General features: G+C 65.0%; 19 protein-coding genes. 1 reads left to right on the plus strand and 18 read right to left on the minus strand.

Annotated elements, in window-relative coordinates:
- Positions 1–436: 436 nt before the first annotated feature.
- The 3 genes from ACMQ11_RS07055 to ACMQ11_RS07065 form a co-directional block, all read right to left on the minus strand.
- Positions 437–1435, minus strand: coding sequence for an AAA family ATPase (locus ACMQ11_RS07055; RefSeq protein WP_418992060.1), 999 nt, complete (start codon positions 1433–1435; stop codon positions 437–439).
- Positions 1392–1634, minus strand: coding sequence for a hypothetical protein (locus tag ACMQ11_RS07060; protein ID WP_418992061.1), 243 nt, complete (start codon positions 1632–1634; stop codon positions 1392–1394). The genes ACMQ11_RS07055 and ACMQ11_RS07060 overlap by 44 nt, the downstream gene beginning before the upstream one ends.
- A gap of 1084 nt (positions 1635–2718) precedes the next feature.
- Positions 2719–3102: an MmcQ/YjbR family DNA-binding protein gene (locus tag ACMQ11_RS07065; protein WP_418992062.1), complete on the minus strand. Its 384-nt coding sequence runs from the start codon at positions 3100–3102 to the stop codon at positions 2719–2721.
- Positions 3103–3176: 74 nt separating this feature from the next.
- Between ACMQ11_RS07065 and ACMQ11_RS07070 the strand changes: the two genes are divergently transcribed.
- On the plus strand, positions 3177–3752 hold the full coding sequence (locus ACMQ11_RS07070) for a hypothetical protein (protein WP_418992063.1): 576 nt from the start codon (positions 3177–3179) through the stop codon (positions 3750–3752).
- A 47-nt stretch (positions 3753–3799) separates the two neighbouring features.
- Here the strand turns inward: ACMQ11_RS07070 and ACMQ11_RS07075 are convergent, their stop codons facing one another.
- The 15 genes from ACMQ11_RS07075 to ACMQ11_RS07145 form a co-directional block, all read right to left on the minus strand.
- A complete protein-coding gene (locus tag ACMQ11_RS07075; protein ID WP_418992064.1) occupies positions 3800–4327 on the minus strand; it encodes an isoprenylcysteine carboxyl methyltransferase family protein in 528 nt (175 codons plus the stop codon).
- Between the two features lie 4 nt (positions 4328–4331).
- On the minus strand, positions 4332–5390 hold the full coding sequence (locus tag ACMQ11_RS07080) for a type III polyketide synthase (protein ID WP_418992065.1): 1059 nt from the start codon (positions 5388–5390) through the stop codon (positions 4332–4334).
- Positions 5391–6156: 766 nt separating this feature from the next.
- Positions 6157–7674, minus strand: coding sequence for a hypothetical protein (locus ACMQ11_RS07085; RefSeq protein ID WP_418992066.1), 1518 nt, complete (start codon positions 7672–7674; stop codon positions 6157–6159).
- 10 nt (positions 7675–7684) lie between these two features.
- Positions 7685–8599 carry a sialate O-acetylesterase gene (locus tag ACMQ11_RS07090; protein WP_418992067.1) on the minus strand — a complete coding sequence of 305 codons (915 nt, stop codon included), beginning with the start codon at positions 8597–8599 and terminating at the stop codon, positions 7685–7687.
- Between the two features lie 4 nt (positions 8600–8603).
- Positions 8604–11246: a glycoside hydrolase family 2 TIM barrel-domain containing protein gene (locus ACMQ11_RS07095; RefSeq protein ID WP_418992068.1), complete on the minus strand. Its 2643-nt coding sequence runs from the start codon at positions 11244–11246 to the stop codon at positions 8604–8606.
- Positions 11247–11258: 12 nt separating this feature from the next.
- Positions 11259–13598 (minus strand): TIM-barrel domain-containing protein, encoded by a 2340-nt coding sequence (locus ACMQ11_RS07100; RefSeq protein WP_418992069.1) that lies wholly within the window; start codon positions 13596–13598, stop codon positions 11259–11261.
- Complete coding sequence (locus ACMQ11_RS07105) at positions 13595–15406, minus strand: hypothetical protein (RefSeq protein ID WP_418992070.1); 1812 nt, start codon at positions 15404–15406, stop codon at positions 13595–13597. The genes ACMQ11_RS07100 and ACMQ11_RS07105 overlap by 4 nt, the downstream gene beginning before the upstream one ends.
- Positions 15407–15484: 78 nt before the next feature.
- Positions 15485–17014 (minus strand): hypothetical protein, encoded by a 1530-nt coding sequence (locus ACMQ11_RS07110; protein ID WP_418992071.1) that lies wholly within the window; start codon positions 17012–17014, stop codon positions 15485–15487.
- Positions 17015–17024: 10 nt separating this feature from the next.
- Positions 17025–17630 carry a fasciclin domain-containing protein gene (locus ACMQ11_RS07115; RefSeq protein WP_418992072.1) on the minus strand — a complete coding sequence of 202 codons (606 nt, stop codon included), beginning with the start codon at positions 17628–17630 and terminating at the stop codon, positions 17025–17027.
- A 13-nt stretch (positions 17631–17643) separates the two neighbouring features.
- Positions 17644–19083, minus strand: coding sequence for a RagB/SusD family nutrient uptake outer membrane protein (locus ACMQ11_RS07120; protein WP_418992073.1), 1440 nt, complete (start codon positions 19081–19083; stop codon positions 17644–17646).
- 6 nt (positions 19084–19089) lie between these two features.
- Positions 19090–22224: a SusC/RagA family TonB-linked outer membrane protein gene (locus ACMQ11_RS07125; RefSeq protein WP_418992074.1), complete on the minus strand. Its 3135-nt coding sequence runs from the start codon at positions 22222–22224 to the stop codon at positions 19090–19092.
- Between the two features lie 31 nt (positions 22225–22255).
- On the minus strand, positions 22256–23434 hold the full coding sequence (gene uxuA, locus ACMQ11_RS07130; RefSeq protein WP_418992075.1) for a mannonate dehydratase: 1179 nt from the start codon (positions 23432–23434) through the stop codon (positions 22256–22258).
- Between the two features lie 226 nt (positions 23435–23660).
- On the minus strand, positions 23661–24473 hold the full coding sequence (locus tag ACMQ11_RS07135) for an SDR family oxidoreductase (RefSeq protein WP_418992076.1): 813 nt from the start codon (positions 24471–24473) through the stop codon (positions 23661–23663).
- 2 nt (positions 24474–24475) lie between these two features.
- Positions 24476–25549: a LacI family DNA-binding transcriptional regulator gene (locus ACMQ11_RS07140; protein WP_418992077.1), complete on the minus strand. Its 1074-nt coding sequence runs from the start codon at positions 25547–25549 to the stop codon at positions 24476–24478.
- Positions 25550–25824: 275 nt separating this feature from the next.
- Positions 25825–26814, minus strand: coding sequence for a diacylglycerol/lipid kinase family protein (locus ACMQ11_RS07145; RefSeq protein ID WP_418992078.1), 990 nt, complete (start codon positions 26812–26814; stop codon positions 25825–25827).
- Positions 26815–26821: the final 7 nt, after the last annotated feature.

Here is a 26821-nt window from a genome sequence, read left to right on the forward strand (position 1 = left end):
GTCTCTGCACTCGCTCGCTGCGTCGGTTCACCTTTAACCCGCCTTTCGGCGGCTTGACTTTGCTCACGCTCGGCAAAACCCGCAAGCGGTCTTTGCCCTCGCTCAATCGCAAAGTTCACCTTTCACTTTTCACTCGCCCTCCCCGAACACGCGAACGAACGAACAGAGCCCACCCCTTGTTCGTTCGTTCGCGTGTTCGGTCGGGCGTGTCCCCCTCTGCGAACGCCGAACGAACAACACAGGCCCACCCCTTGTTCGTTCGTTCGCCCGTTCGCCGGACCTGAAAGGTCCGTTTTATGTGCGGCAGCCGGTCCAGTCGCTTTCGAGCCCGTTCTACGCTCCCCGGACCCAAGAGGTCCGTTCTGAGGGCGGCAGCCGGTTCCGACGCCTCCGGGGCGGAGAGAGCGCAACCGTCCCGGAGGCCCCTCCGGCCCCGTCACCACGGTATCGACACCTCGCGGCCGTCCTCCGAGAGGCTCAGCCGCCCCGCCCGGATGGCCCGCGTGATGCGCATGCGCACGGCGTCGACCGAGCAGTCCATCTGCTGCGAGAGGCGCGTGGTGAGCAGCGCCCGCTGTGCCATGCCCCCCAATTCGTCGCGCAGCAGCGTGACGCACGGGTCCTCGCCGGCCGGACCGGTCTGCGGCAGATCGCACTCGACGGGCAGCCCCTCGCGGTCGATGCGGAAAGCGAAGCGGTCGAACGGCTCGTTGCGGCAGAACTGCGGCTCGACCACCGTCACCTCCCCCGCACGGCGGACGTAAAGCACCGTCTCGGCCTTGCGCTGGAGCGATGAACCGGTGTGTCCGCGCGCCTTGTCCGAGTTGGGGTTGGTGTGGAGCACCGAGAGGATGTGACACGACAGCTGCGAGGAGATACGCATCAGGTCGCAGACGATCCGCTCGCTCTCTTCGAGGTCGTTGGTGTTGTTCTGCAAGTCGCCGATGCCGTCGACGACCACCAGCCGCGGACGCAGCTGCTCGATGGCTGCAAAAGCTACCTCGGTACGGTCGCGGGGCGCCAGTTCGCGCAGCGCAAGCGTCCAGAAACGGTCCTCGTTGACCTTGAGGTCGAATCCCGCCATGCGGTGCACGCGCTGCATGACCCGCAGCACGTGGGTATCGGCCTGTTCGGTATCGATCCAAAGCACCCGGCCGGGCTGGGCGCCGAAACCCATGTAGTCCGAGGCGGAGAGCACACCCCCGGCCACGGCCGAGGCGAGAAAGGTCTTTTTGGACTTGGCTTCGCCGACCACGGCCGAGAGGTTGCCCTCCGAGCCGACGATCATGCCGTTCCACCGCACCACGGGGACGGGTTCCGCGATCCGGCGGCTAAGGTCCATCACATAGGGTTCGTAGTCGCAGGCGGGCGCCTGCCTCCCCTGGTAGGGGTTATACAAGGCCGTTGAAACGGCGCGCAATTCTTCTTCGAGCATAGTCGTCGTGTCCGTAAAAAAGGGTGAAATCGAGGTCGAAATAGTGGTTGAAGAGCGGCTCCTGGCGCAGGTGCAGCTTGAAGCCGTCGATCCAGGGGTTGAGCCGTGCGGCTTCGAGCCAAAGGGCCGTACATTGCAGGTAGGCCAAATAGGGGTCGTTGCCGGGGTCTACAACTCCGGCCAGCGGTAAATCTTTCATAATCAATAATATTAATGCGTTTTTAGAGTACAGTCGCCCCAAGCGATATTCTACGGGAACGGGATACCACAGGTGGTATTCTACGGGAACAGGATACCACAAGCGGGATTCTACGGGAACGGGATACCACGGATGGGATTCGGCAAGTGGGTACTACTTGTATACTATACAACCAGTGGGTACTACGAGTATTGGATTACCCGCGGATAGAGATGTGCACGATACAAATATACAACATGAAGAGCCCCTTTGTCAAGAGGTAAACGCATTTTTTTTCGATTTTTTTTGCGGCATGCGGCGCGAACACGCGAACGAACGAACAAGGGGTGGGCCTGTGTTCGTTCGTTCGCGTGTTCGGGGAGGGCGGGGCTGGGCAGGGCGGGGAAAGGTGAAAGGTGAAAAGTGAAAAGTGAATTTTGCGGGTAAGCGAGCGCAGAGACCGCTCCGCGGGCTATACCGAGCGGTGAGTCCAAGCCGTCCAAGCGGGACACGTCCAGCCGAACGCGCGAACGAACGAACGAACAAGGGGTGGCCTCTGTGCGTTCGTTCGGCGTTCGCAGAGGGGGACACGCCCGACCGAACAACCGAACGAACGAACAAGGGGGTGGGCCTGTGTTCGTTCGTTCGGTTGTTCGGGGAGGGCGAGTGAAAGGTGAAAGGTGAAATGTCATTCCGAGCGGATGCGAGGAATCTTCCGCAGACTAACCTCCGGGGAGCGCGGAACCGGCTCGAAAGCGACCGGACAGCCTGTCGCCCATAGAACGGGCGTCTTACGCCCGCCGCTGGCTGCGAACCGCAAAACCGGGGAGCGCAAAATCGACGCGAAAGTCCTCAAACGAGCGTCTGCCGCCCGGGTTGGCTGCGGACTGAGCTGCCCGAGGCGAACTCTTTGCGAACCCTGCAACCCCTTGACTGGCTCTGGGATCGAGAGCACCTTTCACCTTTAACCCGCCTAACGGCGGCTTGACTTTGCTCACGCTCGGCATAGCCTGCAAGCAGCCACTGCACTCGCTTAATCGCAAAGTTCACTTTTCACCTTTCACCTTTCACCTTTCACCTTTCACTTTTCACCTTTCACCTGGACTTACTCCGGCAGTCCGTGCTCGGCAATGTAACGCAGAATCTCTTCGCGCCGGGCGCGCGGGGTGACGTTCTGCCGCAGCACCAGCAGGTAGGAGTTGCGGATTTGCTGGCGGATGAATGCGTCGGGCAGGTCGCCGTCGGTGCGGATGCCGTTCCAGTGGCGCTTGTCGAAATGGCGGGCGCCGTCGATCTCGGGGTAGCGCTCCCTCAGGGCGACGGCCTCGTCGGGGTCGCACTTGACAGCCACCACCTCGAACGCCGCCATGTCGGTGCAGGCGTACATCTTGCCCCCGACCTTGTAGACCAGCGTGGTCTGGTCGAAAGGGGTCGACTCCTCGGTCAGGGGGAGCGAGAGGCAGTAGTTGCGCAGCGCGATGAGGTCCATGCGGCAAATGTAGTGAAAATTTTTGGCACACGGATTGCGGGCCCCACCCAAGTAAACCAAAATCAAGGTAAACAATGAAAAAAATTCTCCTCTGCGTGCCCCTCTTCTGCCTCCTCGCGGCGGGCTTCACGGGTTGTTCCCAGAAACGCCAATGGAACGACGAGCAGCGCAAAACCATGCGCGAATCGCTCAAAAGCTACCGCCAGATGGTCTACCTGGACGACCTGACCGACCAGGAGTTCGTCGTCTTCACGGACGACGTGGCCGGCCAGCTGGAGGGCTCCTACCCGGTCTACACGGCTTTCGTCCAGATGCCCGGCGCCACCGACACGGTGGACGTGGTGGTCGTGGAAACGATCGTCGACGAGCTGAATGCCGACGCACGCAACATGCGCCACATCTACCCCTACTCCTACCTGGTGGCCCAGGGCGTGCTGCCCGAGGGGCTCGACCACGAAGAGCAGCGCCAGTTCTACAACTGTTTCGCCTACAAGGTCAACACGGCCTACCAGACGATGACGCAGTTCTTCAACGCCGTGGTGGCCGACACCACCGACCGGTCGCAGATCCGCCGCATGGAGCGCGAGTGCGCCGGCGACCTCTTCGACTGGACGGTCACGGAGGTGGATATGGTCGAGAGCGTCGACTGACCGCTGCCGCCGAACGAACGAACGAACGAACGAACCGGGACGGCCTGTTATAAAACAGGTATCCCGGTTTTTTCGTGCCCGGCAGGCTCGTCGAGGGCCCGGTTCTCCGCGGCGATGCGCACGCGCAGCATCCAGGCGTCGAGCAGCGTGAAGACGACGGCCGTCGCATAGAGGTGGAAGATCATCGGAATGAGGAAAATCTCGCCCGCGACCGCCAGGTAGTTGGGGTGCCTGAGGAAGCGATAGGGACCCTTGCAGACCAGCTTCGCGCCCGGGATGCGGTAGATGCGCGTGTTCCAGTAGTGCCCCAGCGACAGGACGGCCCACGCCTTGAACGCCAGTAGACCGAGGTAGAGCATGAGCAGCGGCACGCTGCACCCTCTCACCGGCGCGGAGAGGTACTCCGCGACGAGCCAGAGGAAGAAGAGCGTATGCAGCGCCACCATCTGCGGGTAGTGCCCGCGGCCGTATTCGACGGCGCCGTGCTGCCGCAGCCAGCGGCCGTTGCGGCGCGCGAGGAGCAGTTCGCCCAGCCGGAGCAGGAGCACGAAGAGGAGAAAAAGGGCGAAACACATCGCGTCAGGGGTTCAGGTCCAACAGGAGCATCTCGCTCGAAAAGCCGGGCCCCATGGCCATCATCAGCCCGCAGCCCGCCGCACGGCGGTCGAGGAAGCGCTCGAGGACGTACAACACCGTCGTGCTCGACATGTTGCCGTAGTCCCGGAGCACGCCGCGCGTGGTTTGCAGGGCGTCGGGGGCGAGCTCCAGCGCCTCCTCGTAGGCGGCCAGCACCTTGCGGCCGCCGGGGTGGAAGATGCAGTGGTCGAGGTCGGACAACGCCCGCCCGTGCCGGGCCAGAAACGCCGTCACGTCGTCCCGCACATGGGCCCGCACCAGCGCCGGAATGCCCGGCGAGAAGCGCACCTTGAACCCCCGGTCGGTGAAATCCCAGCCCATCACCTCCTGCGTATCGTAGTAGAGCCGGCTCCCCGCCGCCACGAAGCGCGCGCCGTGCGGCCCGGCCCGGCGGCTTGCGTCGCCCGTTACGAGGCACGCGGCCGCCCCGTCGGCGAAGAGGCACGAACCGACGAAATTGCTCTTGCCCGGATCGCTTCTGAGGAACGTGAGCGAGCAGAGCTCGACGGCCACTAAGAGCACCACGGCCTCGGGATCGGCCGCAGCCAGCGCGCACGCCTTGGCCACGCCCGACACGCCGCCCGCGCAGCCCGGGCCGAAGAGGGCCATGCGCCGGGTATAGGGGCTGAGCCGCATGCGGTCGATCACCAGCGCGTCGAGGCTCGGGGTGGCCAGTCCGGTCGTCGAGACGAAGACCAGGTCGGTAACCGCCTCTTTCGGGACCCCGGCCGCCGCGAGGCACTTTTCGGCCGCCTCGACGGCGTAGTCGAGCGCCAGGCGGATGTATTCGTTGTTCTGTTCCTCAAAGGTGTGGGGCTGCATATACCAGTCGAGCGGCTTGCAGAGGTTGCGCCTCTCGATCCCGGCATGGTCGAAGACCCCCAGGAGGCGGTCGATGTCCGGGAATGCGGGGGCGAAGAGTTTTCGGGCGAACTCCCGAACCGCCTGCTGGGAGGTTCGGTTCGGGAGTTCGACGGTCGAAACGGCGGCGACGGTGGGCATGGCGATCCTGTTTTTCCGGCACCGGCAGCAAGAACCATGCACTTTTTTTTGCGGCCCCGCGGGGACGGGAAAGGTGAAAAGTGAAAGGTGAAAGGTGAACTTTGCGGTTGAGCGAGTGCAGAGGCTGCTTGCAGGCTATGCCGAGCGTGAGCAAAGTCAAGCCGCCGTTAGGCGGGTTAAAGGTGAAAGGTGAAAGGTGAACCGACGCAGCGAGCGAGTGCAGAGGCTGCCCAGCAGGCTATGCCGAGCCGCAAGGAGGAGAAGACTGCGCAGCAGGCTTAACTGCGGGTAAGCGAGTGCAGAGACCGCTCCGCGGGCTGAGGCGTGGTCGCGGGAATCACAAAGAACTCGCCGCTGCAAGCGGCGGCAGTCCGCAGCCCCCGGATGCGGAGGACTGCACGCAGCCTGTCGGCTTCGAGCACTCCTCCGCTGGCTGCGGACCGCAAAAGCGGAAGCATAGAATCTCTGAAGAGCGCAGAAACCGAACCCGATAGCATCCGCCCCGCCACCCTCCAAACGGCCGTTTTACGCCGGCCGAAGGCCCGAACAACCGAACGAACGAACAAGGGGTGGCCTTTGTTCGTTCGTTCGGTTGGGCGCTTCTCGCTTTCAGCCGCTTGACTTTGCCCCGCCCGGCATAGCCTGCAAAGCAGTCCAGCGCTCGCTTAGCCGCAAAGATCACCTTTAACCCGCCTAACGGCGGCTTGACTTTGCTCACGCTCGGCATAGCCTGCAAGCAGCCTCTGCGCTCGCTTACCCGCAAAGTTCACCTTTCACCTTTCACCTTATCATCGTAGTACCCCGCCAGCGCATACAGGTTGGCGTGGAGAAGCCTGAGGCTGCCGAGGAACTCGGTGTAGGGGACGTATTCGACCGAGACCAGCCCCTTGTTCGAGGCCGTCTGGCCGCCGTAGCTGTCGCAGTACTCGAAATGCATCCACCCCGCGCAACAGCGCGTTTCGAGGAGACGCAGGCAGAAATTCTCGTAGAACGCCCCGCGGTCGCGCTGCGTGCGGACGAGCCAGCCGCCGCCGTCGAGGTTCGCATAGGGCTTGCCCCGGTACGTGGCGTCGTCGCCCTTGACGTAGAACTCCGAGACGATGAAGGGGCGCTCGCCGCACCACGCCGCGAGGTTGGCCATGTAGTCGGGCTCGGGCTGCCAGCGGGCGTAGTAGTTGACGGACACCGCGTCGCAGTAGCGGGCGCACGCCTCGACCACCCCCTGCGTGTACTTGCTCCAGTCGTGCAGGCGCGAGCCGAGGATGAGGTGCTCGGGGTCGGCCTTGCGCACGGCGCGGGTCGTCACCTCGTAGTAGCGCTCGGCCACGGCCGTGCGGAACGCCGTGCGGTCGGCCGCCGTGATCGCTTCGGCCGAAGCGATGCCCCGCTCGCGCAGGAACGCCCCGGCGAACTCCCGGGCGCCCCGGTAGCGGTCGGGCAGCGCGAGGAAATGCGCCAGTTCGACGCCCCGGACCGGGTCGTTGTTCTCGTAGGCGACGAACGGCAGCTCGTTATCGAGGTAGTACCCCACGAAATGGCGGTCGCCGGCGAACAGGGCGCACTTTTCGCGCGCCAGGTCGGTGACGTACTGCTCGAACGTGGGTTCGAACACCAGCACCAGCCGGTTGTAGGTCCCGTCCTCGAACGCATAACCCAGGTTCTGCCGCATGTCCCACATGAACGTGCGCAGCAGGTAGAGGTTCTCGCCGTAGGCGATCTTCCGGCCGCCGGGCGAGAGGAGGTTTTCGCGCACCTCCGCGGGGAACGGCTCGATGCGCTTGGCGCCCCACGAGATGTAGTTGATGCCCTCAGCGGCAAGCAGCGCGCCCGTCTCGGCGCTCCACTTTTCGAGGCTCCCGAAGCGGCTGTTGAACGCCGCCTTGTGCTCGTCCGACTCGCCGGGAGTCACGTGCTGCGTGCCGCGCAGAATCACCGCCCCGCCGTCGGGGTCGAGGAAATACCACCGCCCGTCGGCCCGGGCCACGCGGAAGAAGCCCGCGGCGCCCCGCACCGCCTCGGGCGCGCCGTAGTCGAGCCGCCCGCCCCACGGGGTCTCGACGTGGAAATCGACGGGCGAAAACCAGTTCATGCCCGCCACGGTGCGGGTCTCGGCAGCATCGGCCGTGGTCCAGGGTTTGAATCCCGAGCTCTGCCACTTGCGGTACTCGACGGCCGAATAGCTGTATTCGGGTTTGTCGCACGGTCCGGCGGGCTGTTCGGCCGGGGTTTCGTCGGTGCAGGCCGCCGCCAGGCAGCAGGCCAGTAAAAAGGTCGATTTTTTCATTATCTGCATATTAGTGTTTATCCTGATGGAGCAGCCGGAGCATCGCTTCGGCGTAGCGGCGGCCCAGCTCGCGCTGGCTCGCCGCCGAGAAATGGGGGTCGCTCTCGTCCCTGAGGGGCTCCAGCCCCTCGGACGAAACGCATACCGCCTGCGGAATCGCAACCGCGCGCAGCATCGTGTTGAACGGTTCGGTCCCCTCGGCGCGGCCCGTCCAGTTCCAGCGGGCGATTTCCCCGAAAACGACCGGAAGCGCCGGATCGCCTATATCGGCGCGCAGGCGCTCGACCAGTGTGCGAAAACGAGCCTCGTAGCGCTCCGGATGGCGCACGTCGGCCTCGCCCTGGTGCCACAGCACCCCCGCCACATCGCCCCACGCAAGGGCCGCGCGGATGCGCCGCAGGGCCTGGTCGTAATAGCCCGCTTCGGCCCCGGGAAGCCATCGCTCGATCGACGTGTCGCCCCGGGCGTTGACCACCAACCCCACCGGCGCGCCCGTCCGGGCGGCATAGCTGGCGGCGAAGCTCCCCGCCGGGCCCACCCCCTGCATCCCGAGCTCCTTGCGGATGGTCGAATAGCGGTTGAGCGGCTCCGCGGCCCGCTCGAACCGCCCCGCGTCGTTGAGCAGAAAGACCTCCGGCAGCGTCCCGCGCGCCGCACTGTCCAACCTCCCCCGCCCCGCCATGTTCGACTGGCCGATGCAGAGGAAGAGCACTAAACGCGGGAGGCGCACGAAGCAGACCCCGCCCCGGAGGAGCGTATCACGGCGCATGCGGCGCGGTTCGAGGCGCACGCAGCGCCCGTCGTCCCCCGTGCATTCGACGGGCGGCGTGTAGCGGGCCGAGTAAGGGACGTAAACCGTATCGGTCTGGGCTGCCGTCCGCAGCGTCCCAGCCAGCACCGAGAGCAACAAGAGGATGCGTCTCATGGCGTCAGCGGTTGCGGTAGATGCGGATGGCGTTCAACACCGCCTCGCCCTCGCGGGGCCTGAAATCGATGCGGATGCCCTCGCCGTCCTCGACCGGCACCTCCACCTTGCGGACGAGCGCCCGCGAGAACCCGACCTCCGAGGCGATCGAGAAATCTTCCAGCACGCGCACGCCGTTGACCTCCACGTCGAAGCGGCGGCCGCGGTAGGCGCTGCCCGTATCGTCCGCCCCGAGGTTGTAGGCCAGCTTCTCCCGCTCGGCGGGGGCATCCAGTTCGGCCCAGTAGAGGTAGACGGAGTAGTGCCCGTCGGGCACATCGGCGCGGAACGCCTCGATCCCTACGCGCTGCGTCTGGAAGAGGGGGTTATCGTCGGTGCCCAGTATGTCGGCCGCCGACCCCAAGTAACCCGTACCCGCACGGCGCAGCACGCGCCCGCCGACATAGCCCCAGCCGCCCGGCGCGTAGGGCTGCTCGGGAATCCACGCCAGCCCTTCGGTGCGGTCGTCGTAATAGCGGGGCGAGCCGAGCATGACGTTAAGCTCCGTAAACTCCCGCGGCGACGCCTTGGCCAGCCGGAAATCGACCGTCAGCGCGTCCGTCAGCGCGCCGGCGGTGGCCACCAACCGGTTTTCGCCCGCAACGAACGGAACCGCGAACAGGGCCACCCCCTGTTCGGTTCGTTCGGTTGCGACCTTGCGTCCGTTGACCCGCAGCGTCACCGACGGCTGGTTCGAGAAGACCGGCACGGACTGCACCGAGCGGCCGTCGCCCCGGTCCGCGCCGCCGCGGTTGCGCCACATGCGGTTGCCGATCGCCAGCTGCGGCGCAGGATCGAGCAGCGTCTTGTAGAAGAGGTAGGTATCCTTTTGCTCGCGGTCGAGGCCCGTAATTCCCTTGTTGTTGACGTGGGGCACGGCGTCGACGCGCGGTTCGGAGTAGAAATCGTTGAGGTTCCAGAGCGACGACCCGGCCACAAAGGGCCGCCGGAGCATCTCCCGGAGGTAGTGGCGGTGGTAGACGAGGCCGTACTCCTGCGAAAAGTCGAACTGCTCGGGGGCGTACGAATGCAGGCGCGGATCGACCCCGGGGCCGTATTCGGTCACCAGCAGCGACTGGCCGGGGTACTCGGCGTGCAGGCGGTCGAGGATGCGTTCGAACTCGGTTATATCACGTTCGTACCACCCCTGGTAGAGGTTCCAGCCCTGGATCATCGGGATGCGCGTCAGCCCCGCCGCCGCATAGCGGTCCGGAGCGTTGTGGAACGCCATCATCGTGTAGCGCGCGGGGTCCTCCTCGCGGCAGGCGGCCTCCAGCGCCCGGGCCACGCGCTCGACGGCCTTGTAATACGCCGCAAGGCGCTCTTCGTCCTTGTAGGGCTCGCGCAGCAGCACCTCGTTCATGTAGGCCCAGATCACCACCGAGGGGTGGTTCCGGTCCTGACGGATCATCTCGCGGACCATGCCCACGGCCGTGTCGAGGAACTCGGGCGTCTCGGTCACGGCGTTGACCACCGGAATCTCGACCGACGCCACGATCCCCAGCCGGTCGCACAGCTCCAGCACCACGGGGTCCTGCGGGTAGTGCGACACGCGCAGGAAATTCCCGCCCATCGCTTTCAAGAGGCGCAGGTCCCGCTCGTGCATGGCGTCGGTCAGCGCCCAGCCACGGCCCAGATAGTCCTGGTGGCGGCAGGTGCCGATCAGCTTGCGGGGCCGCCCGTTGAGCGAGAAACCCTTGTCCGGATCGAATTCGAACCACCTGAAGCCGAGCGGATTGGATACCTCGTCGAGCACCTCGCCCGCTTCGGTGAGGATGCGCGTCGAGACGCGGTACAAGTTCGGCGAGTCGATGTCCCACAGGTGCGGCCTTGCGATCCGGATGGGGCGGCTCAGCTGCTCGGCGACCTCCCCCGCGGCCACCTCCACGGTCTGCGTCACGCGGGCCGCCTCGCGGCCGTCGGGCCCCGCGATGCGGTGCTCGACACGCACCCGGGCGGGCTCCGCACGGCGGTTGGCCACGAGCGTGCGCACCTCGACGGTCGCCTCGTCGGCCGAGACCGCAGGAGTCGTGAGGTAGACGCCCGACGAAGCCAGGTCGGTGGGGGCCACGTGCACCTTGTCGGTCACCAGCAGGCTCACGTCGCGGTAGATGCCCCCGAAAAAGGTGTAGTCGGCCGACAGGGGCGGGATGTTCGGATCGTGGGCATTGGTCACCTCCAGCGCCACGAGGTTCTCGCCTCCGGGCACGACCCAGCGCGTGATGTCGATGACGAAGCGCGTGTAGCCGCCCCGGTGTTCCCCGGCGTAGTGGCCGTTGACCCAGGCGCGCGTCACCTGGTTGGCCCCCTCGAAAGCGAGGTAGACCTGCTTGCCGGCAGCCGAGGCGGGCAGCGTCAGGTGTTTGCGGTACCACGCCGGACCGCGGTAGAAGCCCGGTGTGTCGTCGTCGGCATCCGCAGCGTTCCACGTGTGGGGGATGTCGACCACCTCCCAGGCCGAGTCGTCGGCCGCGGGCAGGTGGGCGTTCCAGGGCGACCCCTTGGCGAAGCGCCACGCATCGTTGACGGTGTATTGCACGCGGGAGGCCGAGGCCGTGGCTGCAACGAGCAGCAGGGCCAAAGAGAGAGCGGTTCGAAAGAGTTTCATATCGTCGGTTGCTTAAAATTTCACGTCGAGCGGCTCTCCCGTGTAGCGCACCCGTTTCCCGACGGGTTCGACGCCGGGCCGGTAGAGCCGCAGGGTCAGTTCCTGCACCGCGGCCATGCCCTCCCAGGACCCCTCGCGGGCCGAAAGGTGCAGCGTCGAGTCGGCTTCGGACCAGTCGAGGGTGCATTTCGCGCACTCCCCGGCAAGGTAGCCGAAGCCGTCCCCGGCATCGTCGTAGAGCGTAAAGCGGGCGTCCGCGCCTGCATAGATGCGGATTTCCAGCTCGCGGTCGGGACCCTCCCCGACCGACTGTTTCACCGCGCCCAGCGGGAGGATCGACCCGCCGCGGGCGTAGAGGGGCAGCTCCGTCAGGTCGCACGCCTTTTCCGCCACGCAGCCCCCGGCGAGCGCCTCGCCGGTTTCGAAATCGTACCACCACGTCCCCGCGTGCTGCGGCAGCCGGGTTGCGACCCGCTGCCGGCCGGCTCCCGCGGGCAGCGGCTCGAAGACCGGCCGCACCAGCAGCGACGGCCCGAAGAGGTAGGCGTCGTCGGCCGCCCGCACCCCGCGGTCCGCGGGAAAAGCCATGCCGAGGGCTTCGAGGAACGACTCGCCGCGCATGGCCACGCCGTAGGCCGTGGAGTAGATGTAGGGCATCAGACGGTAACGCAGATCGATGTATTTGAGCTGGTTGCGGTACCACACCGAGCGCTCGCCGCCCATCTGCCACACCTCACGCGGCACATCGGTACCGTGGGCCCGGAAGATCGGGACGAGCGCCCCGAACTGGAACCAGCGGGCATAGAGGTTGCGGTAGTCGGGGTCTGCGAGACCGCGGGGGTATTGTCCGCCGTTCGACGAGACGAAGAAGCCCCCGATGTCGAACGTCCACCACGGAAAGCCCGACGCCGCGAGGTTGACGCCCCCGGCCAGCTGGCGCTTCATCGCCTCCCACGAGGCCACTACGTCGCCCGACCAGACCGCCGTCGCGTAGCGCTGCTGCCCGGCGAAAGCCGAACGCGTGAAGAGGAACGGCCGTCGCTCGGGCTGCGCCGCCCACAGGCGGGCGTACAGGTCGCCCATCCACACCAGCGAGTAGGTGTTCAGGTAGCGGTGGAACGCACCCCAGTGGGTCCGCCCGGCCGATTTGGTGCGCGCCTCCTGCCGCCGCTGGGTGAAGCCCTCGCGGAACGAGGGTTCGGTGGCGTCCATCCACCAGCCGTCGACGCCCGTCGGGAGCAGCCCCCGCTCGAAATGGCGCCAGAAGATGTCGCGCGCCGCGGGATCGTAGGCGTCGAAAACCTTGTAGCCGGCCCAGGTCCGCTCGTCGAAGAGCGCCCCGGCCTCGTCCAGCTCGCGGTAGACGGCCGTCTCGGGCCCGAAGCCCGGCCAGACGGAGAGCATCAGCCGCACGCCGTACCGCTCGTGCAGCCGCGCGATCCGCGCCGCAGGGTCGGGAAAGCGCGCGGGGTCCCACGTAAGCGAGTTCCAGTGCGGCTTGTCGCCCCAGTACTCCCAGTCCTGCACGATCACGTCTAACGGAATGCGCCGCCGGCGGTATTCGCGCACGACGGCCTCCAGCTCGTCGAACGACTTGTAGCGCTCCCGCGACTGCCAGAACCCGAAAACCCACTTGGGGAGCATCGACGCAGCCCCGGTCAACGCACGGTAGCCCGCCACGCACCCCGCCGGATCGCCGCCCGCCACGACCCAGTAGTCGACGGCATCGGCCACCTCCGACCGGAATTCGAACCGGTCGCCCCGGTCGCGGAACTCCGAGGCGGAGTAGTTGTCCCACAGGAGGCCGAAGCCGCGCGTGGAGACCAGGTAGGGGTTGACGATCTCCTTGTTGGCTTGCAGGAGCAGCACCGTGTCGCGCTTGCAGTCCACCGTGCCCGTCTGGTACTGGCCCAGGCCGTACAACGATTCGTCCTCCTCGCCCGCGAACTGCTGCACCACGGCGTAGCACGCCTCGCCGCCCACGGTGTCGGCCGCGAAGCGCCGGGCTGTTTCGGCCAGCAGCAGCTCCCCGCTCCGGGCATCGCAAAACGAGAAGAGACCCGTCCGGCGGTCGAAGCGCACCTCTAACTGCGCCGTGGCGAACGTCCGACAGCCGTTCGACGACGCACAGCGCACAGCGACGGGTGCCGCAGCCGCCGTATCGACCGCCAGCCGCCGCGTGACCAGCCGCGCCGTGTCGGGATGCACGAGAATACGCACCGTATGCTCCCCGCGGAACTCGACGCCATACGTCATTCCGCCCTCGCGGAACCGAAAGGCATTGCCCTCGCGCACGGGGCCTCCGCAGGCGCACAGCAGCGTCGCAAGCGTCGGAAAAAGGAAGCGCCTCATCGCACAAGGGTATAGTGGACGCGCACGTCGCGCAACCGGAGTTTTCCCTTGAAGAGCAGCGTAAAGCCCGGCGTAGTGGCGTAGAGCACATTCTCCGGGGCCAGTTCGACCCGCACGCGCCGCCATGCGCCCGTGCCGCACGTCTTGAATTTGGCCACCGTGGCGAAGAGCTCTTTGGGCTGCCGCTCGGTGCGCGAGTAGATGTAGACATACTCGTCGGTCGGCTCCTCGTCGAAATACTCGAACTCGACGTAACCCCGGTGCGTGCGGGCGGCGATCAGTTCGCGCGTGGCGGCCTCCGGGAGGTAGACTTTCAGTTCGGGATCGGCCGACCACACCCCGTGGCGCGCCTCGCTGCTCAGGCGCAGCTCCCCAGAGGGAATGTCGAGCGTGCGGATTTTGAGCGTCCGCTCCAGCGCCGCCAAAGCCTCATCGGCCCCGGCGAGCGTCTCGGAAGCCCCGCCATAATCGCCCCGCGCAACGGCCGCCGCCGCTTCGTCCAGCAGGGCGTCGGCCGCCGCGGTCTTGCGCCTCGCCGCCGCGAGCCACGCACTGCGCTTGCGCATCCCGAAGAGGCGGCCGGGCAGTGTCAGGCCCGTCGTGTCGGCGGCGATCTCTTTGAACTGCGCGGCATACCGCAGCGTCGTACGCAGCTCGCGGTCGCCGTTTTCGAGGGTCGGTTCGATCTCGTGTCCCTCGGTGTAGTCGCTCCACGAGGCGATGAAGACCAGGTCGAGGCTGTCGCGCGAAGCCAGCGTGTACTCCCACATGCGTTCGTAGGTGCGGCCCCCATCGCGCGGAATGAGGTAGTAGTGCTGTCCGCCCCACCCGGCGCAGCCGCTGTTGTCCATGCCGGGCGTGACGAAGCCCGCCTTGAGCGTGTAGGTCGGGTCGGCGCTCCGCCACACCGAGTCGCGGAACGGTTCGAGGAACCGGATCGCATCGTCCGGCTCGGCGTAGTGGTCCCAATGGGGGTGCGCGGCGTCCATCTCCCGCACGCGGGCCGGCAGCCAGGGCGTGGGGATCATCCCCAGCGCTTTCCACTGCCCGATCTCATCGCTCCATCGCACCGGCTCGTAGCGGCCGCTCGGGTCGAGCTTGCCCCACTCGGCCCAGCGGCGCAGCACGGCGGGCCGGGGCATGCCCTCCGGCAGCCGCACTTTCGCCGCCGCCGACGCATACTCGGCGGGCGTGGCGCCCGGACCGAAGAGGTAGAAGAGCGGACGGCCGTGGACCGTCGGCGCCGCGGGACCCGTCAGCACCCGATCCACCAGATACTGGTAGCAGCGGGCGTAATGTTCGGTCTTGGCCTCGCGGGTCGAGATTTCGGGGTGGAGGCGCGTGATCCAGTCGTAGTAGAGCCAGCCGTCGCACCAGTTGACGCCGATCTCGAAGCCGTAGCGCGCCGCCACCGTCTGCATGGCCCGGAGAAGCACGTCGTTCTCGTGCTCCATGAAGCCCCACTCGATCAGAAAGCCGTCGATTCCGGCCGTCTTGGCCGCGAGAATCTGGTATTCGATGTAGTCGGGGTCGAGGTTCGACTGCATGCCCACCGCCGGGTAGGCCACCGCAGCGATGTCGTGGCGACCCGTCGAGTCCTGAAAATCGGCGTTGTAGCAGAGCCGCTCGCGGCCGGTCGCCGAGCGGCGCGTGTCGCCGTGCATCTCCCAGCGGCCCAGCTTGCCGTCGTGGGCGCGGGTGTAGCGCACGCCGTGGTAGTCGGCGTAGACCTTTTTGCCGTTCTGCGCCCCGGCCCCGGAGGCGACGAGCGCGAAAAGGGCCAGAAAAATCATTCCATGCGGTTTCATATCGGGTTCAGCGGGTTGAAAAACCGGAAATTCTCCGGGCACCGTTGGCCCGGAGAACTCCCGAAAGAGATGATTGGACTATTTTTTGGGAAATTTCACCGAGATCGTGACGGTCGAGAGCGAGGTGTTCTTGTTGCGCTCGTAAGCCTCGATCTTGATCAGTCCCACACGGTTGCCGCCGGCCGACGACTTGCCGCCCGTCTTGAACGCGATCACGTCGCCCGCCTGGAGGGCGGTCAGTTCGGCCGTCGTCACCTGCCCGGCAATGACCTTTTCGGTGATCTCGGCCGCCGTGGCGTTCTCGAAATCGAGGTCGTTGCGCAGCTGGTAGCGCGTCTGCACCTGCGGCAGGTCCTTGGAGGTGCCGCCGCTCCACGTATACTCGTTGGCCTTGTTTCCGCCGGGGAAATAGATGCGCACGTTGCCGTTCATGTCGTAGAAGAGGAAATCGGCGTCGACGCTCGTATCGGTCTTCTGGGCAAAAATCTCCGACAGGGCGAGGCCCTGCATGTAGCGCAGCGAGAAGAACGAAAAGATACCCGGAGCCGAGGCGTTGCCGTCGGCGTAGCCCTTGGCACCCATCACAACGTTCTCGGCCAGCTCCATCCCCACCACGGCCCGCATCGTCACGCTTGTCGAGCGGCCCACGTTGTCGGTCACCACGGCGCGGATACCCGAAATGTCGTCGGTGAACGCAACCGTCTCGGCGAACGAGAGCGTCTTGAGCTTGTCGTAGTTCTTCGTCATGAGCGGCTCCGCGTCGAACGTCTTGCCGCGCTGTGCGAACAGTTCGACTTTCACCACGCCGGCCAGCGACTCGATCTCCAGCGCCACGGCTTTCGCCTCGTCCTTATCGGCCCAAAGGGTCTCGCTCGCGGGCACGACGGTCGGCGGCGGCACGGTCTTGTATTTCACCGGCAGCGAGACGATGCGCACCTGGTCGTAGGAGTCGGTGGCCTTGACCTTGAAGCTGCGGTCGGTTTCGCCGAAGCGGATCAGCTCGTCGAACTCGTAGCGCACCCACGGGTCGGTGTCGCCGCCCGTGACCGTGCCGCCGTACTGCATCTGGCCCTCCTGCGTGACGCGGAACATCTCGATGCTCTTGAGCGCCACGGCGCTCGTGACGACGAAATGCGTGTTCTCCATCTCGCCGCCCACGGTCTCGTCGTAGGACCAGCTCTCGGGCGTGAAAACGATCAACGGGGGCTCCACCACGTCGATGATCTCGATGGGCAGCTTCGTCTCGACCCGGCGGCCCAGCAGGTCCTCGGCCTCGACCACGGCCTCCATGTAGTCGGGTTTGTAGTTGACCCGCTCCGAGAGGCTGTAACTGTGGCGGTTGAAGAACTCGGTCTCGGTGACCACGGGCACCTCGTCGCCGCCGTGGGTGCGGATGGTGAGCGACACGCTCCGCAGACCCGCCGCCGACTTGACGACGGCCACAACGGGCAGGTTGTCGGCCATGTTCAGGTCGGCCACCAGTTTGTCATAGGGGTAAGTGACGGTCGGCTCGGCCGACGAGGGGTCGATCCCCTCCTCGTCGCTGCACGCGGTGAACGCCACGGCGCACAGTCCGGCCAGCACGAGCATCCATATTCTCTTGTTCATGGCAATCGTTTTATTTCTTGTAGTAACAATAGGATTCGAAAACGTGGATCACGCCGTTGGTGGGCATGATGTTCGAGCTGACGGCAAGCCGCATCGGGGACGATCCGTTGCTTCCGGTGTTGTTCACCACCACCTTGCCGGCGTCGGCCATCCAGGGGTTCTTGCGCGTGAGGAGCGTCATCAGCCCCTCTTCGCCGCGCAGCAACGTCAGCACGAAGATCGGTTCGACGGGCAGTTCGCCGTAGCCGCTGTAAAAGCCGTCGACGATGTGGTAGCGCAAGAGATCGCGCACCCCCTCGACGGGGCATTCGGTGATCTGGCTGAACCCCAGACTGCTGACGTAGGAGCCGATGGCCGCATCGGTCAGCGCCAGAAAGGTGTACTGGCGTTCGGTCTGCGTGTAGTACTCTTTCATGCCGGCGTACTCGACGGCCGCCATGAACTGGCCGAAAATATCTTCGCGCGTCTCGAAATACTCCCACGCCGTCATCGGAATATGGGGATCGAGCACCGAGCCGTCGTAATCGGCGTCGGTCTGGAGCGCCATGTCGCCGCAGCCGGCGGTCAGGAGGACCGCAGCCGCGAGGCAGAGTTTTCTCAATATATGCTTGAACATGGTTGTCGGTGTTTTAGTTGGTTTGCGTGTAGTAGGGATTCTGGGTCAGCTTGCGGTTCTGGTCCAGGTGGGAGAAATGGATCGGGAAGAGCTCGTTGCCCTCTTCGGACATGCCGTTGACGGGCTGCATGACCGTCTTCCAGCGTCCCGTGCGCACCAGGTCGAACCAGCGGCGCCCCTCGCCCACCAGTTCGCGCTGGCGCTCGTCGAGGATGAAATCCACCAGCTCCTCCTCGGTGCCGAAATCGGCCGCCTCGGGGGTCGTCAGTCCGGCGCGCGTGCGGATCATCTTCACCAGGTCGAGGGCCTCCTCCCACTTGCTCAGGCGGGCCAGCGCCTCGGCCTGCAAGAGGAGCATGTCCGAATAGCGGTAGATCGGGTAGGCCACCTGGCACGTCTTGTTGAGCGTCGAGGAGATGTCGCCCGGGATGTACTTGCGCAGCTCCCAGCCCGCCTGGTACTCCTTGGTCACGAGCGGGAAGCGCAGGTCGCCCTCCTCGTATTTGTCGCGCAGCCTCTGGGAGACCACCGCCGCACGGTTGCCCGACCCGGTGAACCACTGGTACATGTAGCTGAAGCCGTTGGTCCCCACCTCGTCCATGTTGAAATGGACGACGAAAATGAACTCCCTGGTCGAGTAGTCGTCGTTCTCGGGAGTGTTGTCGCTGGCCTTGCCGTTCAACTCCTCGGTGAACATCTTTTTCCAGGTGTCGATGCCGGGCTCGAACGCCATGAACATCGGGTCGGCCTTCATCTTCTCGATGGTCTGGTCCGCGAGGTTGTACTCCCCGAGCCACATGTAGGCGTCGGCCAGCACGGCCCATGCGCCGTAGACCGAGATGCGCTTGCGCTCCTTGTTCTTGGTGCGGTCGATGAGCGACTCGGCCTTTTTGGCGTCCTCGACGATCACCTCGCGCAGGATGTACTCCCGGTCGGTGCGCTCGCGGTAAATGGCGTCGCTGTACTTTTCGTTGGGGTCGGTGAAGAGCGGCACGTCGCCCCACACGCGCACGGCGTAGAGGTAGGCCAGGGCGCGCATGCCGTAGGCCTGGCCCAGCAGGTCGTTGCGCTCGGCTACCGACGGGGTGTCGATCCCGCCGATGTACTTGATGCAGAGGTTGGCCTGGTTGATGACCTTGTAGAGGTCGGTCCACTTGGTGCAGCGGTGGTCGGTCGTGAGCTGGTTGTCGATCACGCGCTGCTGGTCGGCGGCCGACGAGGCGCCGTGCTCGAAATCGTCGGAGCGGAACTCGCCCCAGTAGAAATAGTTTTCGCGCATGGCCGTACGGAAATAGCCGTAGATCTGGTTGACGCCGGCCTTGGCGTCGCGCGAGGTCTGCCACATCTCATCCGCGGGAACCTCGCTCACGGGCTGTTCGTCGAGGAACCCCTCGCAAGCCGTGAGGCTCAGCGTGAGAAGCGCGGCGGCAAATATCTGAAAGCTGTTTTTCATGGTCGTTTAGAATTTGAGGTTCGCGCCCAGACCGAACTCCCGCTTGTGGGGATAGCGGTAGGAGTCCTTGCCGATGCGCAGCGGGTTCTGAGAGGAGAATTCGGGGTCGTAGCCGCTGTATGCGGTCCATGTGAGCGGGTTGTTGGCGTAGACGTAGACCTGAAGGCCTTTCAGGCGGAGCTTCTCCAGCCACCGCTCCGGGAGGTCGTACGAGAGGCGCACGTTTTGCAGGCGGATGAAATCGCCCTTTTCGAGGTAGAACGAGTTGGCGTAGCGGGCGTTGTTGTACTCGTCGTTGTAGGGACGCGGGTAGAGCGCCCGATCGCCCTGGTTGACCCAAATGTTATTGATGACGTGGGGCGATGGGGTCGTCGAAGAGTACTTGAACATGTTGCGCTGGTGCTCGGCGTCGTTGTAGATCTTGGCCCCGAACGAGTAGTAGAACGAGACGAAGAGGCTCAGATTCTTATAGGTCAGCGTCGTCGAGAGGCCGCCCGTGTAGGTGGGCAGGGCGTTACCCAGCACCATGCGGTCGTTCTCGTCGATCACCCCGTCGCGGGCCCCCGGCGCCTCGTCCCAGTTGACATCGCCGCCGCGGAACGGCTTGCCGTTGGGCAGTTTCTTCTGCATCACGTCGCCCTGATAGGGCGCCCCGTCGAGCTGATAGCCGCGGAACGCGCCGCCCTCGAAGACGGGCGTGAGCTGGCGCCAGTCGCCGGGCGTAAAGGCGTTCGACTCGTCGTAGCGGAAGATGTCGATCTGGCGGTAGCCGTAGAAATCGCCGATCGAACCGCCCTCCTGCATCCACCACAGGTCGCCCTCCAGATAGGGCTCACCGCCCGAGAGCTTCTCGATGGTGTTCCAGTTGCGCGAGATGTTGAACGAGGCATTCCACCGGAAATTCCTGGTGCGCACCAGGTCGCCGGCCACCGTCAGCTCGAAACCGCGGTTGCGGACCTCGCCCACGTTGGTGCGCATGGTTCCGAAGCCCGACTCTTTCGGCAGTTCGAGGTTGGCCAACAGGCCGTCGGTGTACTTGTCGTAGTAGTCGGCCGTCGCGGTCAGGCGGTTGCCGAAGAGACTCAGGTCGAGACCCACGTCCATCTGGCGCGTCTCCTCCCAGCGCAGGTCGTCCACGGCCAGGCGCGCCGGGTAGACGCCGCCGATGCCGTCGTAGATGTCGCCCGTGGCGTAAGAGTAGAGGTAGTCGTAGTTGCCGATCTGCTCGTTACCCGTGATGCCCCAGCTCACGCGCACCTTGGCGTCGTCCAGGACGCGGCGCGAGAAATTCATGAAGCGCTCGTCCGAGAGGCGCCACGCGGCCGACACGGAGGGGAAATTGCCCCAGCGGTTCGATTTGGAGAAGCGCGAGGAGCCGTCCCGGCGCACGGTGGCCTGGATGAGGTACCTGGACTCGTAGTCGTAGTTCACGCGGGCGAACATCGAGGCCATCGAGTGGTTCTGCTGCCACGCGCCCGTCTCGCTCAGAATGAGGTTGGCGGCAAAGGCGTTCATCGTCACCAGGTAGTCCGACGAGGAGTTGATGCCCGACAGCACGTTGCGGTCGGTGCGCCACTGCTGCTCCGTAAAGCCGACCGTGGCCGCGAAATTGTGGCCGCCCCACTTGTTCTTGTACGTGAGGACGTTCTCGTTGAGCCAGTTCCAGTTGAGGTTGTCGACCGAGTAGCCCGTGTTGCTCTTCTGCCACTCGTCGGTAATCAGGCTCGGGTAGATGCGGTTGCGCTTGTCGAGGTAGAGGTTGGCGTTGATGCTGGTCTGGAACGTGAGCCCCTTGGCCAGCTTGATCTCGAAACCCTGGTAGAAATTGGCCTTGTAGTACTCGGTGCGGTCGGTGGTGTACTTGACCTGCGCCAGCGGGCTCTTCTGCCCCTGGAACACGCCCGCCAGCGAACCGTCGGGATAGTAGAGGTTGAAATAGGGGCGGCGCGAGAGCATGGCCGTCATGAGCTGGCCCTCGTTGATGCCGTTCTTCTGCGAGTAGCCCAGCGAGATGCGGCTGTGGAGCGTGAGCCAGTCGGTGGCCGTGTAGTCGGCGTTGATGCGGGCCGTCAGGCGCTGGAACCCGGTGTTGGGCACGATACCGCGCTCGTTGTAGTAGCCCGTCGAGCCGTAGTATTTCATCTTCTTCGTGCCGCCCGAGACGCTCAGGTCGACCTGGTCTTTCTGGCCCCACTGGAAGAGGATGTCCTGGTAGTCGTTGTCGACGTTGAACGCCGCGTTGAGCGAGTCCTGGATGATCATCCAGCTCTCGTCGGGCGTGCCGAGCTTGTTCTGGAGGAAATAGGCGCGGCGCTTCAGGTCGTACGTGCGGCGGTCGGCGCGCGTGGCCTGCGGGAGCTTGTGCGAGAGCTGGCTCCACGAGTGGTAGTATTTCAGATCGACTCGCGGCGCCCCCTCCTGCCCGCCCTTGGTGGTGATCAGGAAGACGCCGTTGGCCGAACGCGAACCGTACATGGCGGCCGAAGCGGCGTCCTTGAGGACCTCGACCGAGAGGATGTCCGAGTTGTTGATGCCGTCGATGTCCTCCATCGGGATGCCGTCCACGACGTAGAGGGGCCGCACGCCCTCGGCCGAAAAGGTCGAGATACCGCGCACGTTGACCGTGGCCGACTCGCCCGGCTGGCCCGAACCGGCGGTGATGTGTACGCCGGCCACCTGGCCCTGCATGGCCTCGAAAACGTTGGCCGCCATTTTGCGCTCCAGCGCGTCCGACGAGAGCGACGCCACGGCGCCCGTGATGTCGCGTTTCTTCATCGTGCCGTAGGCCACGACCATCACCTCGTCGATCTGCTGGGCGTCGGCCTTGAGGTCGATCTTCCGCGCATCGGCGTTGGCCGTGAGCGTCTGGGTCACATAGCCGATGAACGAGACCTGCACCTCGGCCCCCCTTTTGGAGACCTTGAGCGTGAACCGTCCGTCCGCGTCGGTGACCGTGCCGTTCGAGGTGCCGGGCTCGGTTACCGTCGCACCGACCAGCGGCTGCCCGTCACCGGTTACGGTGCCGGAAAAGGTAAAATTCCCCCCCCCGGCGTTTTGGGCGACGGCAAGTCCCGCATGCAGCAGTGCCGCCGTCAGGGCGAGGGCGCACAGCCGTTGAACTTTCGTCAAGAGTTTTTTCATAATTGGGTTTTTGATTAGGTATGGTGGTTGGTTACTTGTCCGCAAAGAGCGACCGCGCGATGCCCAGCTCCAGCCCGCGCAGCTCGGCCAGACCCCGCAGACGCCCCAGGCACGAATAGCCCGGATTGGTCTTTTTCCTCAGGTCGTCGATCATCTGGTGCCCGTGGTCGGGACGCAGGGGGATCGACTCGCCCCGCTGCTGCTGGATCACCAGGAGGTTCTTCATCACCTCGAACATCGGCACGTCGCCCTCGAGGTGGTTGGCTTCGTGGAAATTGCCCTCGGCGTCGCGCTGCGTGGAGCGCAGGTGGACGAAATAGACCCTTTCGCCCAGCCGGAGCATCATCCCCGGCAGGTCGTTCGAGGCCACGACGCCCAGCGACCCGGTGCAGAGGCACAGGCCATTGGACTTGCACGGCACGGCTCGAACAAGCGCGTTGAAATCGGCTTCGGAGGACAGGATGCGGGGCAGCCCCAGAATCGGGAACGGCGGATCGTCGGGGTGGATGGCCAGCACGGCGCCGACCTGGTCGGCCACGGGGGCGATCTCGCGGAGGAACGCGATCAGATTCGCGCGCAGCTTCTCGGGCGTGATCCCCTTGTAGCGATCCAGCTCCCGCTGGAACTGCTCCAGGGTGAAGCTCTCCTCCGAGCCGGGAAGCCCCGCGATCATGTTGCGGGTGATGAGCGCCTTTTCGGCCTCGTCCATCCGCTCGTAGCGGGCGCGGGCCGCAGCGCGCTCGGCTTCGGAGTACTCCTGCTCCGCTCCGGGACGCCGGAGGATGAAGAGGTCGAACGCCACGAACGCCGCGCGCTCGAAACGCAGGGCGCGCGAGCCGTCGGGCATTTCGTAGCTCAGGTCGGTGCGCGTCCAGTCCAGTACGGGCATGAAATTGTAGGTGATGATGCGGATGCCGCACGCCGCGAGGTTGCGGATCGACTGCTTGTAGTTGTCGATGTAACGCTCGAACTCGCCCGTGCGGGTCTTGATGTGCTCGTGGACCGGGACGCTCTCGACGACCGACCACACGAGGCCCGCCTCGGCGACGATGCGCTGCCGCTCGCGGATCTCCTCGACGGGCCACACCTCGCCGTTGGGAATGTGGTGCAGGGCCGTGACGATGCCGGTAGCTCCGGCCTGGCGAATATCCTGTAACGAGACGGGGTCCTGCGGCCCGTACCACCGCCAGGTTTGTTGTGAAAGGTGCATGACTTGAAAAGTGAAAGGTGAAAGGTGAAAGGTGAAAGGTAATAGCTTTAGCGGATTTGGCAATAATTTTATTCGCCGCTGCAAGCGGCGGCAGCCCGCAGCCCCCGGATGCGGAGGGCTACTCTTTCGCCTATCGGCTACGAGCTCCCTCCGCCGGCTGCGGCCCGCAAATTGTGAATTCTTAATTTTTAATTCTCAATTATGCCTTATTATGCCTTTTCGATCCTCAGATCGAAAAGGCATCGAACCCGCCGTCCACCACGGCCAGTGCGCCCGTGACGAACGACGAAGCGTCGCTGATGAGGTAGTGGATCGTGCCCAGCAGCTCCTCGGGCTCGGCGAAGCGGCCTGCGGGGGTGTGGGCGATGATCGTCCGGGCGCGGTCGGTGTACGACCCGTCGGGGTTGGTCAGGAGCGTGCGGTTCTGGTTCGTGAGCAGAAAACCCGGGACGATGGCATTCACGCGCATCTCGGGGCTGAACTTGGTAGCCAGCTCGGCGGCCATGTAGCGGGTGTAGTTGGCGATGGCAGCCTTGGCGGCGCCGTAGCCCACCACGCGCGTCAGGGGACGCAGCGCCGACTCGGAGCAGAAATTGACGATGACCCCTTTGCGGCGCGCCGTCATGGCCTCGCCGAAGACGGTCGTGGGGAGCACCGTGCCGAACAGGTTGAGGTCCACGACCTTGCGGAATGCGTCGATCTCCAGGTCGAGGAACGACTTGTCGGGCGGGATCGTCGCGCCCCCCATGTTGCCGCCCGCGGCGTTGAGCAGCACGTCGATCGAGCCCCAGGCCGAGAGAATCTCCTCGCGGTTCTCGACCAGCACCTCGCGGTTCAGCACGTCGGTTTCGAGGAAGAGCGCCTCGCCGCCCGCGGCGCGGATCGCGCGGACGAGCTCGTCGCCCGCCTCGCGGTCGCGGTCGAGCACCGCCACGCGGGCGCCCTCGCGGGCGAGGTAGTCGGTGATCGTGCGTCCCAGAATGCCGGCGCCGCCCGTCACGACGACGACCTTACCCCGGATGTCGAATAGATTTTTCATGGCTAAATGATGTTGTTGTTATAGTATCGTATGTTCTCTTTCAAAAGGATGTCGATGGGCATGTTGTTCACCCGCGGCACCCGGCGTCCTCCGACCAGGTGCTCGCACAGGGCCATGACGCCATGATACCCCTGCGCCTCGGGCCGCTGGGCGATGAGCGCCGTCACGGTGCCGGCGAGCAGCATGTCGCGGTTGCGGCCGATGATGTCGTAGCCCACCAGTTTCACCCCCTCGCGCCCCGAGCGCTGGAGATACCCGGCCAGGATGTAGCAGGTCGAGTTGAACGTCACGGCGCCGGCGATGCGGGGATTGGCGTCGAAAAGGGCGTCCAGCACGCGGTTGTTGTAGAGGTCGTCGTCCAGGCGCAGCGAAGCCCGGTGGACCGTGCCCCGGAAGCCGACCCGCCGCAGGTAGTCGCTGAACCCCTCTTCGCGGTTGCGGCACTGGTTCGAACCGCCCGTCCCCCGGTGGATGATCGACGCCACGACCAGGTCGGCCTGCCGGTCCATGCCTTCGGTCAGGAGCCGTGCAGCCACCACGCCCGCGTCGAACGACGAGGTGCCGAAATAGGCCAGGCGCTTGCTGCCGAAGATGTCGGAATCGACGAAGACGTAGGGAATTTGCTGCTCGTCCAGTTCGCGGGTGAACTCGACGACCATTTCGGCGAAGAGCGTGGCGATCACCACACCGTCGAAATGCTCGTCGCGCACCCGGGTGAGCGTGCGTTCGAACGAGGTGCGGTCGTACTGGTCGAACGAGAATTTGCGCACGCGCACGTTGAAGCGTCCGGCTTCGGCGGCGGCCCGCTCGATGCCCCGGTCGACGTCGGCCCAGTATTCGCCCTCGCGGAACGCGGGGATGATGACCGCAAGGGTCTGCTCGCGCGCCGAGGCCAGCGAGCGGGCGACCAGATTGGGGTGGTAGTCGACCCGATCGAGCACCTCGCGTATGCGGCGCAGGTTCCGTTCGGAGACTTTGCCCCGGTTGTGAATTACGCGATCTACCGTGGCTACGGAGACACCGGCCATGCGGGCTACGTCCACGATCCGGATGTGTTCTTCGGATTTGTCGGTCATGGGTTCAGTCGGGTTGGTTCGCATTTCAGGTTCGGTGTGGCAAAACTATGCAATTTTTCACAAATCATCAAGTGTGTGCGCACACACTAACGATTTTTGCGTAAATTTTAACCCGCAAGCCTCCTCTTCGGGCGCGCCTCGGAGCCGTCGGAAACCGACCCGCGGGAGGCGGCCCGGAGCTTGTCAGAGAGCAGCCCGGCGACCCGGCAAAAGAAACGACCGTCCGGAAAAACCGCAGTTTTCCGGACGATCATTTTGTGCAAAAAATACGCTAACTACTCTTTCGTGCAGCAACCGCTCCCCGCGTCCTCCTGGCGGCGGAAGAAATCGCCCCCGACGACGATGCGGATGGCTCGGTGGAGGATCGAGAATTCGAGCGGCGTTTCGCCCAGCAGCTCGCCGTCGACCTCGACCGAAACCTCGGGCGAGGATTCGATGCGGATGCGGCTGCCCCGCTCCTGGAGAATGTGGCGAATGCGGTAGATGCCGCCGTTGAAGAGGTAGTGGAAGCGGAACAGCAAGTGCCAGAAATGGACGGGACGCACGAGCGAGAGATCGAGCATGCCGTCGTCGGCGACCGCTTCGGGCAACTGCTGGATGCCGCCGCCGTTGTACTTGCAGATGCCGATGGCCAGCGACAGCAGCAGGTTGTTGTAGACCAGCCGGTCGTCGACCCACACCTTGACGCCCGTCGATTTGTAGCGGAAGAACGACCGCACCAAGCACCACGTGTAGCGCCAGCGGCTCTTGCGCCCTTTCTTCTTGAGGTGCGAGAGCCGCCGGATGACGTAGGCGTCGAATCCGACGCCCGCGACGTTGGCGATGTAGCGGCACTGGCGGTAGTGCGACTCCTCGTACGACACCACGCCCACGTCCTGCAAAAAGGAGTAGCCCTCGCTGATGGCCCGCACGGCGTCGCGGTAGCGGTTCGAGATGCCGAACGTGCGGACCCAGTCGTTGCCCGTGCCCACGGCGATCACGGCCAGCAGCACCTCGTCGGGCCGTACCTCCTGCTGGATGAAGAGCCCATTGACCACCTCGTGCAGCGTGCCGTCGCCGCCCACTACGATGATGCGCCGGTAGCCGTCCCTCACGGCCGAGACGGTCAGCTCCGTCGCATGGAACTTATGCTCCGTAAAGACCGGTTCGCAGAGGATGTGGGCATCGCGCAGGTGCTTGGAGATCTGCGGAAAATGGTCGAGCCCGCGGCCGCCTCCGGCCACGGGATTGACGATGACGAACCATTTGGTCTTGTCGCCCTCCACCTTGCGC

Source organism: Alistipes sp., from assembly GCF_048465575.1.
Taxonomy (GTDB): domain Bacteria; phylum Bacteroidota; class Bacteroidia; order Bacteroidales; family Rikenellaceae; genus Alistipes.